Here is a 16,930-nt window from a genome sequence, read left to right on the forward strand (position 1 = left end):
CGCTGTTTCGCTACAAGGCACTACGCGGTCGCGCAAGCCGATGTGCCCAATACCGGGAGAAACCAAGGAAATGTCGAAATTTTCGCGCCGTGTTCTGATCAGCGGACTGGCCGCAGCGCCGCTGGCTCGGCCTGGCATTATCCGGGCGCAAAGTTCGTCCAAGCCGGTGAAGATCGGGCTGCTGTCGGATATGAGCGGTCCGTACCGTGATGTCGGCGGCCCCGGCAACAAGGTCGCGACCGAGCTTGCCGTCACCGATTTCGGCGGTTCCGTGCTGGACCAACCGATCCAGATCCTGCAGGCCGACGACCAGAACAAGCCGGATGTATCGACCTCGCTGGCGCGTCAATGGATCGATGACGAGGGTGTCGATGTCTTGGCCGATGGCGCGGCGAGTTCTTCCGGATTGGCGATCCAGCAGGTGTGCCGGGAAAAGAAGAAGGTCTATCTGATCACCGGTCCTGCCAGTTCCGACTTCACCGGCAAGCAGTGCTCGCCGTACGGCATCCACTTTTCTTACGATACCTACGCCCTGGCGCATGGCACCGGTGACGCGCTGACCAAGGCCGGCGGTAGCACCTGGTACTTCATCACCGCCGATTACGCGTTCGGCTATGCGCTGGAGCGCGACACCATGAACGCGGTCAAGGCCGCCGGGGGGAAGATCCTCGGCTCGACCCGAGCGCCGCTCGGCACGGCGGATTTTTCATCCTACCTGGTGCAGGCGCAGGCCTCCGGCGCCAAGGTGATCGGGCTGGCGAATGCCGGCACCGATACGCAGAACTGCGTCAAACAGGCTGCCGAGTTCGGGCTGACGCATGGCGGCGTGCGACTGGCGACGCTGCTGATCCAGATCAGCGACATCAACTCACTGAGCCAGAAGGTGTGTGAGGGGCTCACCTTCACCGATTCGTTCTACTGGGACATGGACGACAAGACCCGGGCGTGGTCGAAGCGCTGGAGCGCAAAGATGGGCGGGATGGTGCCGGGGTTGCTGCATGCCGGCAGCTACTGCGCCGCGAACCATTGGTTGAAGGCGGTGAAAGCGGTCGGTTCGACCGATGCGGACGCCGTGGTCGCCAAGATGAAGGCACTGCCGGTCAACGATTTTTACAACGACAATGTCAAGGTGCGGCAAGACGGGCGGGTGTTGCACGTGATGTATCTGTGGCAGGTAAAGCCGGTCGCCGAAGCGAAGTCGAAGTATGATTTCTTGACCAAACTGGCGACGATCGCGCCGCAGGATGCCTGGCGGCCGCTGGCCGATGGCGGCTGTCCGCTGATCAAGGTCTGACGCGGGCAGAACCGGACGGCGCGTTTAGACAGCGCGCCAAAGCTCGCCCTCGCGGACGGCCTTGCCCTCGGCTTCCATCTTCAGCAGATGCGCCAGGACGTTGCGCTCCGCAGCCTTGCGCAGCCGCGGGTTCAACTGTGAATACAGCGCATCCATGATGGCGAAAGTATCGAACGGACCGTCTTTCAGCTTCTTGGCGATGGCCTGCTCGCGGATCATCCGGTGCGTGAGCATCTCGCGCACCAGTGCCCGAGGCTCGCGCAGCGGCGGACCATGTCCGGGCAGGTATAAATCGTCGTCGCGGTCAAGCAACAGCTTCAGACTGGCGAAGTAATCGGCCATGTCGCCGCCGGGTGGGCTGACGATGCTGGTCGACCACGACATCACGTGATCGGCGCTGAACAGTACCCGCTCGCCGCTTGCCGCGGGCAAGGCAAAGCACAGGTGGTCGGACGCATGGCCCGGGGTGTGCAGGGCGACCATGCCGGCAATTGATCCGCCGTGATCGAGCTTGACGTCGGCATCGAAGTCGGCGATCGCGCTGTTGCGGAACCCGACCGTGGGGGCGCCGGTCGCCTGCTGCAAAGCCGGGACGGCGCCGACGTGATCATGGTGCGTGTGGCTGACCAGGATCATTGCGATCTGGCCGCCGCTGTGCCGCAGTATCGCTCCGACATGCTGGTGATCGTCCGCCGGACCGGGATCGAGCACCACCACGCCATCCGCTGTGTCGAGCAGATAGGTGTTGGTACCGAAATAGGTCATCGGGCCAGGATTGTTGGCGACGATGCGGCGTATCCCCGGCATCACCGCAAGACTGGCGCCGCGCTCCGGCTCCGGTTCGGTCAGGAAGGGCATGTCTCAGGGTCTCCGTTAGGTCGGCATCCTTGCCGCAAACCTGGCAGGCTGGCAACGCCGGCGGGTTGCGTGGCAAGCTGGAGCCAAATCAGGAGGAAATTCGGATGACCAAAGGCCTGCTGTTCATGGCACTGGATTTTGCGACCGCGCATGAGGACGAGTTCCACGACTGGTATGACCGCGAGCACATACCGGAGCGCATGGGTGTGCCGGGTTTCCTGAATGCGGAACGCTGGATCGACGAGCAGACCCCGACGATCCATGTCGCGACCTATGATCTGGAGAGCCCGGCTGTGCTGTCCAGCCCGGCCTACCGCGCGGTCGCCGGGGCGAACCAGTCGGTCTGGACCAGGCGCGTCACCGACCTGTGCAAGCGGGTCATGCGCTACGAGGGCGAACAACTGCTGCCCGGGGACGGCGTCGCGGTGGACGGCGCGAACGCTCTGCTGGTCGCCTCGATGAACATCGATGCAGACGCCGAAGCCGAAGCCGAGTTCACCGAGTGGTACAACACCGAGCACCTGCCTGCGCTCGGGGCGGTCCCGGGCGTGCTGGCGGCGCGCCGCTTCAGTGCGACCGATACTGGGTCCGAGCGGCGATTCCTTGCGCTATATCATCTGCGCGATGCCGCCGTGTCGCGTTCGGATGCTTGGGCGAAGGCCGCCGACACCGAATGGACCCAGCGGATGCGGCCACGGTTCCGCGATCTACTGATGCTGCGGATGAACCGCTACATTCGCAACGCGTGACTATTAAGGCACCGGAAAGGGGTTGACGATCGTTACGCCCGCAACCACCTGACCGTGCCTCATATCCTCGGAGTAGAGCCGCCGACACCCCAGCGCCTGGGCGGCCGCGATGATCGCGCTGTCCCAGTATGAAAAACCATGCGCCGCCTTGATCGCCAGCGCGGCTTCGACGACCGGCATGGTGGTTTCCTGTACCTGGAAGCGCGCCCATCCCCGCAGCAGCCCCACGGCTAGGTCGTGCGGCAGCCGTCCGGCGCGCGACGGCCGGGTTACCTGGACATAGAACTCCTGCAGCACCTGGACCGAAAGCGCGCCATCATCCTGGTTCAGCAGCGCATCCGCCACGGAGCGCTTTGCCGTTTCCGCCGGATGCGGGCTGATCGCATAGAGCAGGATATTGGTATCGAGAAAATGCGCCATAATCAGTCAGTTCGGTCATGCACCTGATCGCGGGCGAGGCGCTCCGAGGCGCTAAAGTCAGCGGGGATTTGCGCCGATAATATAAGTCATGTTGCAGCCGCTTCAGCCGCTGAAACTCGGTCTCACCGGCGCCCAGTTCGGTCAGGTAGCGCTTCACCAGCGCCGAAACCGAGGTATCCAGTGCGGCCGCTTGCATACGGGCATTGCGCGGCTCTCCGCGTCAAGCAGGTCGCGGCGCCATCCGGCCAGGCTACAACGCGATCTGCCGCCCGACTTCAAGAAACTTGTCGGCGGGCAGATCGAATCGATCCGGGCTTCGTACCGCGTTGCGATACATCACCGCGAACAGCATCCGCTGCCAGCCGGGCAGGCGCGGCCGGTTCGGGCTGCGCACGACATCGTCGTGCGAGGCAAAATACACGGCGTCGTCAAGGTTGATGCTACATCCTTTCTCCTTCGCGGAGGCCAGCGCGGCGACCACACTGGGCCGCTCGATGAAGCCAAACCGCACTGTGACGTGCCAGAAATTGTCGGCGATTTGCTCCACCTCGGTGCGTTCGGACCAGGCAACCCGAGGAACGTCGTCGAACCGGACGGTGAGACTGATCAGCGTCTCTTGCAGCGCCTTGAACTGGGCGACGTAACGAATCATCACATCGGGGATGGCGGTTTCGTTGCGGCTGAAGAACACCGCGGTCCCGGGCACGCGGGTGAACTTGCCGCTGTTCAGCGAGGCCAGGAACGCGTCGTTCGACTCCGGCCGCTGCGCCTGTGAGCGGTGGAGCGCCGCGGTGCCGCGATGCCAGACCGTCATCAGGATAAATATCAGCACCGCCAAGAGCAGGGGAATCCAGCCGCCTTCGCGTATCTTCAACAGGTTGGCGCTGAAGAAACCGAGGTCGACCAGCAGAAACAGCAGGCTCGTCGGCAACGCGACGGCAACCGGCCAACGCCAGATGTCGCGCATCGCGCTGAACAGCAGGACCGTGGTCAGCAACATGGTGGTGGACACCGCCGTGCCGTAAGCGCCCGCCAGGGCGTCGGAACTGCCGAAACTGAAGGTCAGCAACAGCGTGCAGACCATCATCGCCCAGTTCACCACCGGCACATAGATCTGGCCATATTCCTCGTCCGAGGTTTGGCGGATGTTCAAACCGGGGAACCAGCCCAACTGCATGGCCTGCCGGGTCATTGAGAATGCGCCGGTGATGATCGCCTGGCTGGCGATGATAGTGGCAAGCGTTGCCAGCACCACCAGCGGGATCACCGCCCAGTGCGGCGCCAGCTTGAAGAACGGGTTGCCCTGGATGCCGGGGTTTTGCAGCAACAGCGCGGTCTGCCCGGCGTAGCACAACAACAACGCCGGCAGCACGACGAAGTACCAGGTCGAGCGGATTGGCTTGCGGCCGAAATGACCCAGGTCGGCATAAAGTGCCTCCCCGCCGGTGATGGCAAGAAACACGCCGCCAAGCACGACGAAGCTGTGCCAGCCATGGGCAACGATGAAGCGGCCGCAATGCATCGGGTTGATCGCCCCGAACACCTCCGGGCGGCGCAGCACGCCGGTCAGCCCGAGGATGGCGATGGTGACGAACCAGAGCAGCATGATCGGTCCGAAGATGCGGCCGATCTTGGCGGTGCCCTTGGCCTGCGCGGTGAACAGGGCCAGCAGGACCAGCAAGGCGGCCGGGACGACGTAGGGCTTGAAGATGTCGGTGGCGACGTTGACGCCCTCGAGCGCGCTGAGCACCGAGATGGCCGGGGTTATGATGCCGTCGCCGTAGATCAGCGCCGACCCGAACAGGCCGGCGACGATAAGTCCAGCGGTTAGACGTCCACCCTTGCCGGTGGTGACCAGGGCCATCAGCGCCAGGATGCCGCCCTCGCCGCGATTGTCGGCGCGCATCACGAAGATACAGTACTTGACCGACACGATGACGATCAGCGCCCAGACCACGAGCGAGAGCAGGCCGAGCGCATCCTCGGCCGATGGGTGGCCGCCGACGGTGCCGACGATGGTCTGATAGGTGTATAGCGGGCTGGTGCCGAGATCGCCGAAGACGATCCCGAGCGCGGCAAGGCCGCCCGATAGGGTGAATGCGCGGTCAGCCGATTCCGCCCGCTGCTCTCGGCCGCCTGTCACCTTCCCACCCATATCCGGTCTCCGGACGCCGCTCTGTTAGCGGATGTCCGATCCTGTCAGGGCCGTCCAGTGGCCAAGGTGCCGAAGCGGGACATTCCGGCGCCTCGACGAATCACAGGCGCGTGCGCAAGACCTGCGACAAGGTGGCGGGGTCGGTGATCGGCAGGCCACAGACGTTGCGTCGGCAGACATAAGCTGCCGCCTGTCCCGCCGGCGGGGTCTTGCCGAAGGCGGGATGACCAGGGTGCAAAAGGCTGGCATCGGCGGTGCGCAGCACGACGGTGGCGGGGTCTGGACTGCTGGATGCGGCTTGCATCAGCGTGGTCGCGGCGTCTTGGGGGCCAACGATCACGATGGTCGTGGCTGCCTCCAGCAGATCGGCTGCCGCCAGCAGCGTGGGCATGCCGGCGAGTTGGTCCGGTTGTCCGGCGAACGCGGTCAGCACCGCCGTTGCCCGTGCGCGCCACTCCGCATCACCGGTCAGGTGGAACAGCCTGGCAAAAACTTCGGCCATCATGCCATTGCCCGATGGCGTGGCGTTGTCCGCGGCGGTGCGCGGGCGGGTCAGCGGGACATCGGAGGCGCCGGCGGCGGTTGAGTAGAACCCGCCGTGGCCATCGGCGAAGGCGGATTGTGCGGCGTTGGCAAGGCGTTCGGCGGCGGCCAGACAGGACGCTTCGCCGGTTGCCTCGTATAATGCAATGGCGGCGCGGGCCATCGCGGCCTGGTCCTCGATCAGACCCGCAGCAGTGACCCGGCCCAGACGCCAGGCGTGTTCGACGCCGCCATGGGCGGCGGTCATCCGGGCGATGATGAAGTCGAACGCCTGGCGGGCTCGTTCGATCCAGGCGGGGCGCCCGAAAACGCCCGAGGCGCGTGCCAGCGCGGCGATTGCCAGGCCGTTCCAGTCGGCCAGCACCTTGTCGTCCCAGCCGGGGCGGACGCGTTTTTCGCGAACCTGGAACAGGATGTCGCGGGCCTTGGCGAGGTCGGCTTCCTGGTCCTGGGTGCCCAACGCCGCGATGCGGCGCAGAATGGTGCGGCCTTCCCAGTTGCCTGTCGAAGTGACGTCGTAGGCGTGCTTGAACGCCGCCGAGGCCGAGCCGAGCAGAGCGTCGATCTCCGCCTCGGTCCAGACATAGAAGCGGCCTTCCTCGCCTTCGCTGTCGGCGTCTTCCGAGGCGGCAAAGGCGGCTTTGCCGTAGACCCGCTGGGCGGTCATGGTGCGGATCATCCAGCCGACCGTTTCCGCCGCGCGTTGCGCGTACAACGGGTTGGGCCGATCGGCGTGCGCTAGCGCCAGCAGTTCCAGCAGTTGGGCGTTGTCGTACAGCATCTTCTCGAAATGCGGCACCAGCCACTGGGCGTCGGTCGAGTAACGGGCGTAGCCGCCGCCGAGATGGTCGTAGATGCCGCCCTGGGACATCCGCTGCAGCATCAGGTGCAGCGCGGCCTGACCTTCCGGCTGGCCGGTACGAAATGCGTTTTGCCACAGCAGGCGATAGATCGGCGGGTTGGGGAATTTCGGGGCACCGCGCAGGCCGCCCTGATCGGGGTCGGTCATCCGCAGGTAGGCCGCTGCCACGGCTTCGAGCTGCGCTGGGCCGGGGGCGTCACTGACCGACGCCATGGCTTGTTGTTCCAGGAACTGCGTCAATGCCCTGCTGTTCTGACCGACCGCCTCGGCGCCGGAGTGGAAGGCATTGGCGACGCCCTGCAGCACCTGGCGGAAGGACGGCCGACCCCAGCGCGGTTCCGGCGGAAAGTAGGTGCCGCCCCAAAACGGCGTGCCGTCGGGGGTGGTAAACATGGTCAGCGGCCAGCCGCCTTGCTCACCCAGCGCGTGCAGCGCGGACATATAGATGTGGTCGATGTCGGGGCGTTCCTCGCGGTCGATCTTGATGTTGACGAACAGGCTGTTCATCAGCTCCGCGGTTTGCCGATCCTCGAACGATTCGTGGGCCATGACGTGGCACCAGTGGCAGGCGGCGTAGCCGATCGAGACCATGATCGGCTTGTTGGCCGCCTTGGCTTCGTCCAGCGCGGCCTTGCCCCAGGGGCGCCAATGCACCGGATTGCCGGCGTGTTGCAGCAGATAGGGGGAGGTTTCCCCGCGCAGCAGGTTTTCCGGTGCGGCCATGGCCGGGCTCCCGTGGTTTTGGGGTGAAGCCTCGATGTGGGGCGTGGGCCTGGCGATGCCAGGGTCCGGCGGCCGTGGCGTCGATACATCGAATCTTAACCAATGAGCGCCATCCTGCCGGCATGCACGCTCGCCGCGACCGGGGTCGCCTCGCCTATGCCACCGGCGTGGCTGCGGAACAGGCGGCCTGCGGCGCCTTGATCCGGGACGGCTGGACCATTCTCGCGCGCCGGCTGCGAACCGCGGCGGGAGAGGTGGATGCGGTGGCTGAAAAGGCCGGCATCCTGGCGATCGTCGAGGTAAAATCTCGGCCCACCCTGGCCGCGGCGGCGATCGCGCTTACCGTGCGCCAGCGGTTGCGACTGGTCGGCGCCTGCGAAATCATCCTGGCGGAGCATCCCGATTGGGGCGCGAACGGCGTGCGGTTCGACGTTCTGGTAGTCGATCCCGCCGGCAATGTTCGTCGCATCGCGGATGCTTTTCGATCGGACGAGGTGGCGATCCGTTAGGGGGGCCCTGTCCCCGGTTTGCCCCCGTGCCAGCTTTCGCGGCTCCGGCAACCGCCCGGGCCTTCGGCGCCGCTCGCGCGGACCATCGCGTCCGTCCTGCCTGTCCGGTCTAATCGCCTTTGGCGACCTTCAGGTCGAAGCCCGGGCCAATTTCGGTCAGGTACATGGTCGCGTCGCCAAACCACCTGGTCTCGAATGCCATCCGCACCGGCACAAGCGGGGCATCGGCCGCGAGTTTTGCCAGCCATGCGGACCCGTGCATGGGCTTGCCCTCACGCGCCCGGTCGCCGCCTGACTTGAAGCCTGCGATAAGCCGGCCGGAAAAGTCGCAGCGCAGGGTCTTGCCGGCGAAACTGGACCGCTCGGTCGGTTCCAGTGTCTCGTTGCCGACGGTATGGGCCTCGATCTCGATCGCTCGCCGTCCGTCGTAGGTGCGCACCGTCGTCTCGCAGTGGCCGGTGTCCTGAACGATACGAATCAACTCCGCTACGGCGCTGAGCCGGTCGATCGAGTCGGCCTTCAACGCGTCTGGCACCGGCTCGCGGTCATCCAGGTTGAGCGGCACAAGTCGTCGGACCTCCGGCTTGTGCCGCGTGTAGTCGATTTCCACCATGCGGTGCTCGCCGTGCCATTGTCCCTTGCCGACGAATCGGGTCGGTAGCGCCTGCTCTCCGCTCCAGGTCCCGATGACGCTATCCGATTGGTGACCGCCGATGAACCACGCCGCCACGCCGGTGGTGCGATAGTCGAGCTTCATCCGGTATTGTCTTTGCCCGAGGCTGAATCCGCTATCGACCTCCGCCACCGGTAATCCTGCCGCATAGGTTTGATAGCTAGCGTGAAATTCCGGCGGCGGCAGGCTCTGCGCCAACGCAACGCATGGCACCAGCAATCCGATCAGGCCGGCCCCACATCGCAGCATCGGTCAGATCTATTAGGCGGCGGCGGTCAACGCAAGGCAGAGTGCGATCGTCGGCGAAGTGTCCAAGGCGTGAGAACTTTGCGAAACAGGCCAAGAGCTAAACCGGTATGGACTGCACCGCTTCTTCCAGTTCCGAGAAGGTTGGCATGTGTTCGGTCGGTACCATTTTGCGCCCGGATTCCACGCTGACTTGCGGCGCGTTGCCATATAGATGCGTCACCAGCACCGCTCGGATCACCTCGAGGTATTTCGCTTCCTCCTCCACGATGCCTTTCATCCGGATGGAGAACGGGCCGGCAATGCCGTAGGCCAGCAGGATGCCCAGGAACGTCCCGGTCAGCGCGCCGCCGATCATCGCGCCCAGGATCGCCGGCGGCTGATCGATGTGCGACATCGTCTTGATCACGCCCAGCACGGCGGCGACGATCCCCAGCGCCGGCAGCGCATCGGCCATGGTTTGCATGATGTGCGAGGGATGCAGCTCCTCGATCAGGGTCTTCTTCAATTCCCGAGCCATGACGTCTTCGATCTGATTGGGATCGTCGGCATTCATCCCGACCATACGCAGGTAGTCACAGATGATCGTGCTGGCATGATGATTGGCCAGCACCTTGGGAAACTTCAGGAACGCCGGGCTTTCGCTAGGCTTTTCGATATGCGGCTCGAGCGCCATCGCGCCCTTGGTGCTGGCGATGCGGACCAGGAAATACAGCAGGCTGAGCAGGTCGATGTAGTCCGCTTTCTTGAACGCCGCGCCTTTCAGCATCTTGCCGAACGAGCCTAGCGTGTGTTTGACGTCGTGCATGCTGTTCGCCATCAGCATCGTGCTGATCGCGGCGCCGCCGATGGTCCACATCTCGAACGGCACGGCTTCGATCAGCGGCGCCATGCTGCCGCCGGACGTCAGGTAGCTGCCCAGCACGCAGGCAAACAACAGAACCAGGCCGCCGATCGTCAGCATGACGCGGCTTCAGGGCGGGCTACGGGCAGGGACATCGGCTTTGGCCTGCTGCTCGGGCACCGCAGCGGGTGCGGTCGGGACCGGGGGCGCCTGTCGCATGACCAGAATGGCGATCCGCCGATTGGCCGCCGCCATCGGATCGGCCGGCAACAGCGGGTCGCGATCTGCATCACCGGTCACCGACTTGACCCGCGCTATCGGAAATCCGCTTTCCACCAGCAGTCGTCGAGTGGCGTTGGCGCGTTCCGCCGACAGCTCGAAATTGGTGCGGTCCGGACCGGGGAACGGCGCGGCATCGGTATGGCCGGCGATTGAGATCGGCTGGCTCAGTTTCATCAGCACCGGGGTGATCTTCCGCAGCAGCAGCCTGGCCCGCTCATTCGGTGCCGACGACCCGCTGGGAAACATCGGCAGCTTGACCTCGTCGACGATCTGGACCCGCAGGCCGTCGGGGGTCATGTCGATGGTGAGCTGCTTGGCCAGGTCAGCCAGCGCCGGATCGCCGCGAACCGCATCCTGGATCTGCTGAGCGGCCTGCTCGAACGCGGCCTTCTCCTGGCGGGCCTTTTCCGCCGCCAGATCCGCCGCGGTGATTGTGTGGGTGTCCGGCTGGCCTTCGCGCATCACCTCGGAGGCGCCGCCGGGACCAGGCGCGGGACGGGTGGCTTTCTGCCCCATGGGCTTCTCGTCGGTGTCGGCATCCTGGTCCTCGGTAGCCGGTCCCTGGCCGACGCCGTCACCGGATTTGGCGCGGTGGGTTTCAGTGTAGACCGGGTCTTCGCCATCCTCGGTCCGCTCGACCACCGGGCGCTTGCCCTGGGTGACCTCGACGGCGCCGCGGTCGGACACCAGGGCGCCTTCGTCGAACGCGGTATGGCCGCCGAACGGCTGACCGGTGCCGGACGAGGCATGAGACAGCAGATTGTTCGGGCTGAAATAGTCCGCGAGGCCCTTGCGCTGGTCCTCGGTGGTCGCGTTGAGCAGCCACATGAGCAAGAAAAACGCCATCATGGCGGTCACGAAATCAGCATATGCGACCTTCCAGGCGCCACCGTGGTGGCCGCCCTCGACGATCTCATACTTTTTGACGATGATGTTGCCTTTGCCGCCCTTCTTTTCGCGTTTAGCCGCCATGTGTGCCCTCCGCAGAGGGCCGCAACATGGCGTGCAAACGTTAACCGATTGCTAACTGGGCGAATAAACCGGTTGCCGCCCAGCCGTGGCTTGCAAAAGCCTCTGCCCTGGTCGGCCGAGTTGCGATGGTCAGGCCGATCCGGCGACGTAGGCCGTGAGGCTTTCCACCACCGTGTCCTGCTGCATGATGCGAGCTTTGACGACATCGCCGATACTGATCAGGCCGACCAGCGTATCATGGTCGACCACCGGCAGATGCCGGAACCGACCGGCGGTCATGAGCTGCATGGCCTCATTCACGGTAGTGCCGGGATGAGCCACCTGCACCGCGCGGGTCATCAACTGGCCGGCCGTCATCTCCAGCATGCGGGCGCCGTTGGCCGCAAGGCAGCGGACGATATCGCGTTCGCTGACGATGCCCAGCATTTGTTCTTCCTGGTCGATGACCAGCACGGCGCCGATGCGGCGTTCGGCCAGCATTATGGCGACTTCCGGCACCGTGGCGGCGGGAGCGATCGTCGATACGCTGTAACCCTTGTGCTTCAGAATTGTCGCGACCGTCATTTTCTTGCCCCTTCCTTCTTGGGACGAGATTGCGATCGAACCGGTCATCAGAAGCGGATCGTCAGGTCAGATCGCGCACCCGCACTTCCTCCAGAAAGCATCATGCGCTTTCCAATGATCAAAATGCAACCGGTAGACGTGCAGTGCAGCAAACGGCGCTACCACAGCGTACTTCCCGCCATCAGACCGGCGACGAGCAGGACAACAAATATCACAATCGCAATGAAAAACAGGATTCGAGCGATGTCAGCGGATGCCGCGGCGACGCCTCCAAAGCCGAATATCGCCGCGACGATCGAAATAACGAGAAAGAACAAAGCCAATCTCAGCATGCCGGGTTTCCATCTGGTGGGGCGACGCAACAGAGCCTCAGAACATCGTTGCTCTGGGCGAAGTCCAAGGCGGGTTAGTCAGGGGAGAACGAGGAGCGTTGCCAAACTGTACAGTCAGCCTGGCAACGCTCAAGAGTACTCTCTATCCCCGCCAGCACCAGTCGTCACACGTCATTTACCCGTGATCACTCCGCCGCCGCCAGCTCGGCCACCGCGGGCGAGAGTTGAGTCTCCACCAGGCTGGCAAAATGCCCCTGGCGCGCAAGCAACGAATTGAAGTTGCCCCGCTCGACGATGCGGCCGCCATCGAACACAAGGATTTCATCGGCATCGCGCACCGTCGATAGGCGGTGGGCGATGATGAACGTGGTGCGCCCCGCCATCAGCGTCTTCAACGCCTTGCCGACGCGCGCCTCGGTCGCCGCATCCAGTGCGCTGGTCGCTTCGTCCAGGATCAGGATCGGCGGATTCTTCAGCAGCGCTCGGGCGATGGCGAGCCGCTGGCGCTGGCCGCCGGACAACGTGGTGCCTCGCTCGCCGATCATGGTGTCGTAGCCGCTTTGCTGACGGATGATGAATTCGTGCGCATCGGCCATCCGGCACGCCTGCTCGATCTCTTCGTCGGACGCCTCCGGACGCCCGACCAGCAGGTTGTCGCGGATCGAGCGGTTGAACAGCAGGCTTTCCTGGAAAACCACGCCGATATTGGACCGCAGACTGTCCAGGGTGATGTCGCGCAGATCCTGACCGTCGATGATGATGCGACCGGAACTGGGGTCCCACAACCGTTGCAGCAGCGTCATGGCGGTGGATTTGCCGGCGCCGGTGTGCCCGACCAGCGCCACCGACTTGCCCGGGCGGGCCTGGAAGCTGACGTCGCTGAGTACTGCGGCACCGCTGGCCGGGTAGGCGAACGAGACGTTGTCGAACTTCACTTCGCCGCGCGGCGCCCACAGCACGCGGGCGTCATCTTTTTCCGGCACCGAGCTGCGCTCGTCGAGGATGTTGAAGAAGTCTTCTAGCGCCGGCAGCTTGAAGAACAGCGAGGACACGAACGATGCGGCCGTTTCAAGCCGGCCGATCAACAGCATGGCGAACCCCATGAAGCTGACGATCTCACCGACGCTGGCCATGCCATTCATGTGCAGCCAAGTCCCCACCAGCACGATGGTGATGATCGCCAGCGTGCTGGAGGCACGTGTCATGACGTTGACCAGCGCCCACCAGTTCAGCACCGGAAACTGATGGCGGATCACCTGGTTGGCGATGTCGCTGAACAGATGCGCCTCAGCCGAGAGCCGGGTGAAGGACTGGACGACCATGACATTGGCCACCGCGTCCTGCGCGGTGCCGGCGAGTGAGGAGTTCAGGCCTTCGACGCGGCGCTGCGCGGTCTCGGTCTTTTTCACCACGATGGCGGTGAACATCAGGAAAATGGCGACCAGCGCGATCAGCACCAGGCCCAGACGCCAGTTCAGGAACAGCGTCATCGGCAGCAGCACGACCGCCGAAAGGATGGTCGAAAGCTGATCGCGGAAGAACACCAGCCAGGTCGCAAACAGGCCGTCGGTACCGGTCAGCATGCCCTTGATCAGCCGGCCGGAATGGGTTCCGCCATGAAACGACAACGGCAACGCCAGGACATGCTGGAAATAGCGGCCCATGGATTTGATGCGATGCCGATGGGCCAGCCGTTCGGTCTGCAGCGCGACGGCGATGTTGCTGACGATGCCGCCGATGCCGACGGCCACCCAGATGCCCAACAGGACGGCCGCGTCATGCCAAAGCTCGCCATGCGGCAACTTGTCCGATCGCGACAGCAAGTTCACCACGCGGCCAAACAACACCGGATCAAGAAATTGCAGGCCGGCAACCATCAGGTTGGCGAATGCGAGAAACCCTGCAATCCGAAGGTCCCGCCCAAGCAGGCCAAGCACGCGGCCATAAATTTTGAAGAAACGCATCTGACTGTCCCTGCGGCGCCGCGAGCGGCTCTAAGCTACCGGGCACAAGATGCGGGTCAGGTGTGGCATCAGTTGGGCAAGAGGGTGAAAAAAAATGACCCCACGCCAGCGTGATTAGTTATGCCGATTTTTTTGGCTTCACCCGGCTGCGACGCTTGGCCGCCGGTGTCGTCTTGACTTCACCCTGATCGGCCAGACGGTCGGGAAACTCGCCCAGATTGTCCTGGATCTCCGCCTCTTCGATGCCGGTCTCGCGCGGCGTGTTGGGGCTGGTTTGCGGGTTCGGCAGCAGCGCGCTGCCGGCGCTTTCCTCCATGCCGATCAACTCGCGCGCGCGTTCCCAGTACTCCACGTCACGGCCGTGCGGTTTGCCTTCGCTTTCCCACAGATGATACGCGCGCTCGCGCACCCGCTGCTCGCGACCAGGGTCGATTATCAGGGGATTGCGGGTGGATGAACCAGCAGGTTTACGTGCCATGAAGCCTCTCGATTGCGATCAAGTCACCAGTGCGGTCAGAGTTACCCCGAGGCGGCCCCGCAGACCGCGTCAACCATGGGCAAAACAGACGGGTAGAGCGGTCTCGGCAGCGCGGTCCGCCCTGAAGACGCTCTAACGTCGCGATAATGGCAGCGTTGCATGTGCCGACGGCAACGTTGGCGTCGGCGCTACAAGCGGTATTCCGGCGTCGGCTGCAACAGCGGAAATGCGCTGTGGGCGTGCGGCTGGAAGACCGGGGGGGCGTCGCGGAAAACGTAGCCGGGATGCAATTCGTCCAGACTGCGTGCGCCGGCCAGCGCCATCGCAACGCCGAATTCGTGCTCCAGCAGTTCCAGCATCTTGTGTACGCCGGCTTCGGCGCCCGCCGCCAGCGCGTAGCAGTACATCCGGCCCATCGCGACCGCATCGGCCCCCAGCGCGATCGCCTTCACGATGTCGGTGCCGCGGCAGATGCTGCCGTCGACGATGACCTTGGCGCGTCCGCGCACCGCGGCCATGACCTCGGGGAGCACATCCATCGAGCCGCGCCCGTGGTCGAGCTGGCGGCCGCCGTGGTTGGAGACGTAGACTCCGTCGACGCCATGTTCGCAGCACAGCGCCGCGTCCTCGGCGGTGGCGATGCCTTTCAGGATCAGCGGGATGCCGTGGTGGTCCTTGAAGTGCTTGACGTTGTCCCAGGTGAAGCCGGCCTGATAGCTCTGTCCGGTGGCGACGGCCCGCCACGGCTTGACGAAGCGCCCGGCGATGTCGCGTTCGCGTCGGGAATAGGCCGCGGTATCGACGGTGATGGCGAATGCGTCGTAGCCGGCATCGACCGCGCGCTTCGCCACGTCGTCGATCCAGGCGTCATCGCCACGCACGTAAAGCTGAAAGATCTTCGGCCCGGTGGCGGCGGCGGCGGCTTCCTCCAGCCCAGGGGCGGTGACCGAACTGACCATGATCGGAATCCCGAAGCTCGAGGCCGCGCGTCCGGCGGTGGCGGCGCCCCCGGGGTGGAACGACTCGAGCGACCCGACCGGAGCCAGCATCACCGGCAGACGCAGGCGGCGGCCGAACAGCGTGGTGCCGAGGTCCAGCGTCGATACGTCGACGCAGACCCGCGGGCGCAATGCCAGCGAATCGAGCGCCAGACGGTTGCGCCGCAAGGTCGTCTCGGTTTCCGCCGCGCCGACCAGATAGCCCCAGATATGGTCGGACAGCTGGGCCCGGGCGGCGGGGATGAATTCGTGCAGGCACTGGAAATCGCCGGTCGGTTCGAACAGGTGTTTGGCTTCTGCTTGGTCCATGATTCCCAACCCTCGCGACGTCGTGCGGCCAATGTCGCCACATCAGGCATCGGCGCGGCAAAACACGCAAGAGTGGATCGGGGCCAGGGCAATCGCATCTGGATTTTCTGTCGGCGCTATTTGGCGGACGCGGCGTGAGCAGGAGAAGCGGTTTGGAGTCGCGGATGCACGCCGATGCACGCCGATAGGAGTTAGTCTGAAGAACTGGGTTCAAACGGCTTGCATATCCTTTCCGCATCCGTGGTTCCACCATCGTGAATTTGAGACGGCCGCTATCGCGCCAGTGGCAGCGCGAGGTCGGGCCGGTCGGAGATCAGGCCGTCCGCGCCCCAGTCGATCAGACGTCGCATATCGCTGAGCCGATTGACCGTCTAGGGCAGCACCGACAGACCGAACGCGTGGGCCTCGGCGATCTGGACTTCCGTCAAGTCGTTGTGGTCGGGCGACCAGACCGGTCCAGATTCGGCGGCGACGGCGGCGGGGATGGTAAGGCGGGGGGCGGCGGCCAGCCATGGGGTGTCCCACCACAAGGCGGCGTTGCCGACGGTTTCGGCGCGGGTCAGCCACGCCAGGGTGATGTCGGGACGGGTTCGACGGATGTGCCGGGGCACGCGCCAGTCGAATGATTGCACGATGACGCGCGATGCGGCGCCGGCCCGGTCGACCACCGCCGCCGTGGCATCAGCCAGCAGGTGCGCCGGCGCGGTCCAGTCCGGGTGAGCGGGATGGGTCTTGACCTCGATGGTGAAGCGGGCATCCGGCAGCGCCGCCAGGACCGCCGCCAGAGTGGGGATGCGGGCGCCGTCGTGCGGCCGCTGGTCGGGAAACAGCAGCGCGGTGGGCGACCCGGGGCGGAGGCGGCCGACGTCGTAACGGTTCAGCTCGGTATAGCGCAGGCTGTGGATCGTGGGTCCGTGCCTTGCTAGCCAGGCGCCGGAGGCGTCGCGGGTGAGTTCGGGATTGAGCGCTGGGTCGTGCGACAGCACCACGACACCGTCAGCGGTCATGGCGACATCCAGTTCAAACGCCGGCACGCCGAGCGCCGAGGCGGCGAGAAAACCCTCGAGCGTGTTTTCCGGAAACAACCCGCGTGCGCCGCGATGGCCCTGAATATCGATAGGTCGCTTCCGCGGCATCGCCCTGCTAACGTCCATC

At 64.7% G+C, this 16,930-nt stretch carries 16 protein-coding genes; 3 read left to right on the forward strand and 13 right to left on the reverse strand.

The genetic code is table 11. The features are described from left to right. Nucleotides 1–70: 70 nt before the first annotated feature. Nucleotides 71–1,294: an ABC transporter substrate-binding protein gene (locus tag ACQY4T_RS20090; RefSeq protein WP_428534322.1), complete on the forward strand. Its 1,224-nt coding sequence runs from the start codon at nucleotides 71–73 to the stop codon at nucleotides 1,292–1,294. 24 nt (nucleotides 1,295–1,318) lie between these two features. Here the strand turns inward: ACQY4T_RS20090 and ACQY4T_RS20095 are convergent, their stop codons facing one another. Continuing rightward, nucleotides 1,319–2,152: an MBL fold metallo-hydrolase gene (locus ACQY4T_RS20095; protein WP_428534324.1), complete on the reverse strand. Its 834-nt coding sequence runs from the start codon at nucleotides 2,150–2,152 to the stop codon at nucleotides 1,319–1,321. A 104-nt stretch (nucleotides 2,153–2,256) separates the two neighbouring features. Between ACQY4T_RS20095 and ACQY4T_RS20100 the strand changes: the two genes are divergently transcribed. Continuing rightward, nucleotides 2,257–2,901 (forward strand): hypothetical protein, encoded by a 645-nt coding sequence (locus tag ACQY4T_RS20100; protein ID WP_428534326.1) that lies wholly within the window; start codon nucleotides 2,257–2,259, stop codon nucleotides 2,899–2,901. A gap of 3 nt (nucleotides 2,902–2,904) precedes the next feature. On the opposite strand, the gene ACQY4T_RS20105 is transcribed toward ACQY4T_RS20100, so the two are convergent. The 3 genes from ACQY4T_RS20105 to ACQY4T_RS20115 all read right to left on the reverse strand — a co-directional run bounded on the left by ACQY4T_RS20105 (nucleotide 2,905) and on the right by ACQY4T_RS20115 (nucleotide 7,604). Then, nucleotides 2,905–3,321 carry a PIN domain-containing protein gene (locus ACQY4T_RS20105; protein ID WP_428534328.1) on the reverse strand — a complete coding sequence of 139 codons (417 nt, stop codon included), beginning with the start codon at nucleotides 3,319–3,321 and terminating at the stop codon, nucleotides 2,905–2,907. 250 nt (nucleotides 3,322–3,571) lie between these two features. Beyond that, a complete protein-coding gene (locus ACQY4T_RS20110; RefSeq protein WP_428534330.1) occupies nucleotides 3,572–5,476 on the reverse strand; it encodes a potassium transporter Kup in 1,905 nt (634 codons plus the stop codon). Nucleotides 5,477–5,576: 100 nt separating this feature from the next. Then, nucleotides 5,577–7,604, reverse strand: coding sequence for a thioredoxin domain-containing protein (locus ACQY4T_RS20115; protein ID WP_428534332.1), 2,028 nt, complete (start codon nucleotides 7,602–7,604; stop codon nucleotides 5,577–5,579). A 122-nt stretch (nucleotides 7,605–7,726) separates the two neighbouring features. On the opposite strand from ACQY4T_RS20115, the gene ACQY4T_RS20120 reads away from it, so the two are divergent. Next, nucleotides 7,727–8,113 (forward strand): YraN family protein, encoded by a 387-nt coding sequence (locus tag ACQY4T_RS20120; protein WP_428534334.1) that lies wholly within the window; start codon nucleotides 7,727–7,729, stop codon nucleotides 8,111–8,113. Between the two features lie 109 nt (nucleotides 8,114–8,222). Here the strand turns inward: ACQY4T_RS20120 and ACQY4T_RS20125 are convergent, their stop codons facing one another. The 9 genes from ACQY4T_RS20125 to ACQY4T_RS20165 form a co-directional block, all read right to left on the reverse strand. Beyond that, a complete protein-coding gene (locus ACQY4T_RS20125; protein ID WP_428534336.1) occupies nucleotides 8,223–9,035 on the reverse strand; it encodes a DUF3108 domain-containing protein in 813 nt (270 codons plus the stop codon). Between the two features lie 97 nt (nucleotides 9,036–9,132). Next, nucleotides 9,133–9,996, reverse strand: coding sequence for a flagellar motor stator protein MotA (gene motA, locus ACQY4T_RS20130; RefSeq protein WP_428534338.1), 864 nt, complete (start codon nucleotides 9,994–9,996; stop codon nucleotides 9,133–9,135). Nucleotides 9,997–10,005: 9 nt separating this feature from the next. Beyond that, on the reverse strand, nucleotides 10,006–11,130 hold the full coding sequence (locus tag ACQY4T_RS20135) for a flagellar motor protein MotB (RefSeq protein ID WP_428534340.1): 1,125 nt from the start codon (nucleotides 11,128–11,130) through the stop codon (nucleotides 10,006–10,008). A gap of 129 nt (nucleotides 11,131–11,259) precedes the next feature. Further along, the gene (locus tag ACQY4T_RS20140; protein ID WP_428534342.1) at nucleotides 11,260–11,694 is read right to left on the reverse strand and encodes a CBS domain-containing protein; all 435 of its coding nucleotides are present in this window, start codon (nucleotides 11,692–11,694) and stop codon (nucleotides 11,260–11,262) included. 158 nt (nucleotides 11,695–11,852) lie between these two features. Beyond that, nucleotides 11,853–12,026: a DUF1328 domain-containing protein gene (locus ACQY4T_RS20145; RefSeq protein ID WP_428534344.1), complete on the reverse strand. Its 174-nt coding sequence runs from the start codon at nucleotides 12,024–12,026 to the stop codon at nucleotides 11,853–11,855. A gap of 185 nt (nucleotides 12,027–12,211) precedes the next feature. Further along, nucleotides 12,212–13,990 carry a glucan ABC transporter ATP-binding protein/ permease gene (locus ACQY4T_RS20150; protein WP_428534346.1) on the reverse strand — a complete coding sequence of 593 codons (1,779 nt, stop codon included), beginning with the start codon at nucleotides 13,988–13,990 and terminating at the stop codon, nucleotides 12,212–12,214. 118 nt (nucleotides 13,991–14,108) lie between these two features. Next, nucleotides 14,109–14,468: a DUF2934 domain-containing protein gene (locus ACQY4T_RS20155; RefSeq protein ID WP_428534348.1), complete on the reverse strand. Its 360-nt coding sequence runs from the start codon at nucleotides 14,466–14,468 to the stop codon at nucleotides 14,109–14,111. A 188-nt stretch (nucleotides 14,469–14,656) separates the two neighbouring features. After that, complete coding sequence (locus ACQY4T_RS20160) at nucleotides 14,657–15,775, reverse strand: alpha-hydroxy acid oxidase (RefSeq protein ID WP_428534350.1); 1,119 nt, start codon at nucleotides 15,773–15,775, stop codon at nucleotides 14,657–14,659. 371 nt (nucleotides 15,776–16,146) lie between these two features. Continuing rightward, complete coding sequence (locus tag ACQY4T_RS20165; RefSeq protein ID WP_428534352.1) at nucleotides 16,147–16,911, reverse strand: glycerophosphodiester phosphodiesterase family protein; 765 nt, start codon at nucleotides 16,909–16,911, stop codon at nucleotides 16,147–16,149. Nucleotides 16,912–16,930: the final 19 nt, after the last annotated feature.

It is taken from the genome of Rhodopila sp. (genome assembly GCF_965277825.1).
Lineage (GTDB): Bacteria > Pseudomonadota > Alphaproteobacteria > Acetobacterales > Acetobacteraceae > Rhodopila.

Excerpts from the sequence above, each read along its gene's own strand:
- ACQY4T_RS20090 (WP_428534322.1), top strand. The coding sequence starts at position 71 with ATGTCGAAATTTTCGCGCCGTGTTCTGATCAGCGGACTGGCCGCAGCG.
- ACQY4T_RS20095 (WP_428534324.1), bottom strand. The coding sequence starts at position 2,152 with ATGCCCTTCCTGACCGAACCGGAGCCGGAGCGCGGCGCCAGTCTTGCG.
- ACQY4T_RS20100 (WP_428534326.1), top strand. The coding sequence starts at position 2,257 with ATGACCAAAGGCCTGCTGTTCATGGCACTGGATTTTGCGACCGCGCAT.
- ACQY4T_RS20105 (WP_428534328.1), bottom strand. The coding sequence starts at position 3,321 with ATGGCGCATTTTCTCGATACCAATATCCTGCTCTATGCGATCAGCCCG.
- ACQY4T_RS20110 (WP_428534330.1), bottom strand. The coding sequence starts at position 5,476 with ATGGGTGGGAAGGTGACAGGCGGCCGAGAGCAGCGGGCGGAATCGGCT.
- ACQY4T_RS20115 (WP_428534332.1), bottom strand. The coding sequence starts at position 7,604 with ATGGCCGCACCGGAAAACCTGCTGCGCGGGGAAACCTCCCCCTATCTG.
- ACQY4T_RS20120 (WP_428534334.1), top strand. The coding sequence starts at position 7,727 with ATGCACGCTCGCCGCGACCGGGGTCGCCTCGCCTATGCCACCGGCGTG.
- ACQY4T_RS20125 (WP_428534336.1), bottom strand. The coding sequence starts at position 9,035 with ATGCTGCGATGTGGGGCCGGCCTGATCGGATTGCTGGTGCCATGCGTT.
- motA (WP_428534338.1), bottom strand. The coding sequence starts at position 9,996 with ATGCTGACGATCGGCGGCCTGGTTCTGTTGTTTGCCTGCGTGCTGGGC.
- ACQY4T_RS20135 (WP_428534340.1), bottom strand. The coding sequence starts at position 11,130 with ATGGCGGCTAAACGCGAAAAGAAGGGCGGCAAAGGCAACATCATCGTC.
- ACQY4T_RS20140 (WP_428534342.1), bottom strand. The coding sequence starts at position 11,694 with ATGACGGTCGCGACAATTCTGAAGCACAAGGGTTACAGCGTATCGACG.
- ACQY4T_RS20145 (WP_428534344.1), bottom strand. The coding sequence starts at position 12,026 with ATGCTGAGATTGGCTTTGTTCTTTCTCGTTATTTCGATCGTCGCGGCG.
- ACQY4T_RS20150 (WP_428534346.1), bottom strand. The coding sequence starts at position 13,990 with ATGCGTTTCTTCAAAATTTATGGCCGCGTGCTTGGCCTGCTTGGGCGG.
- ACQY4T_RS20155 (WP_428534348.1), bottom strand. The coding sequence starts at position 14,468 with ATGGCACGTAAACCTGCTGGTTCATCCACCCGCAATCCCCTGATAATC.
- ACQY4T_RS20160 (WP_428534350.1), bottom strand. The coding sequence starts at position 15,775 with ATGGACCAAGCAGAAGCCAAACACCTGTTCGAACCGACCGGCGATTTC.
- ACQY4T_RS20165 (WP_428534352.1), bottom strand. The coding sequence starts at position 16,911 with ATGCCGCGGAAGCGACCTATCGATATTCAGGGCCATCGCGGCGCACGC.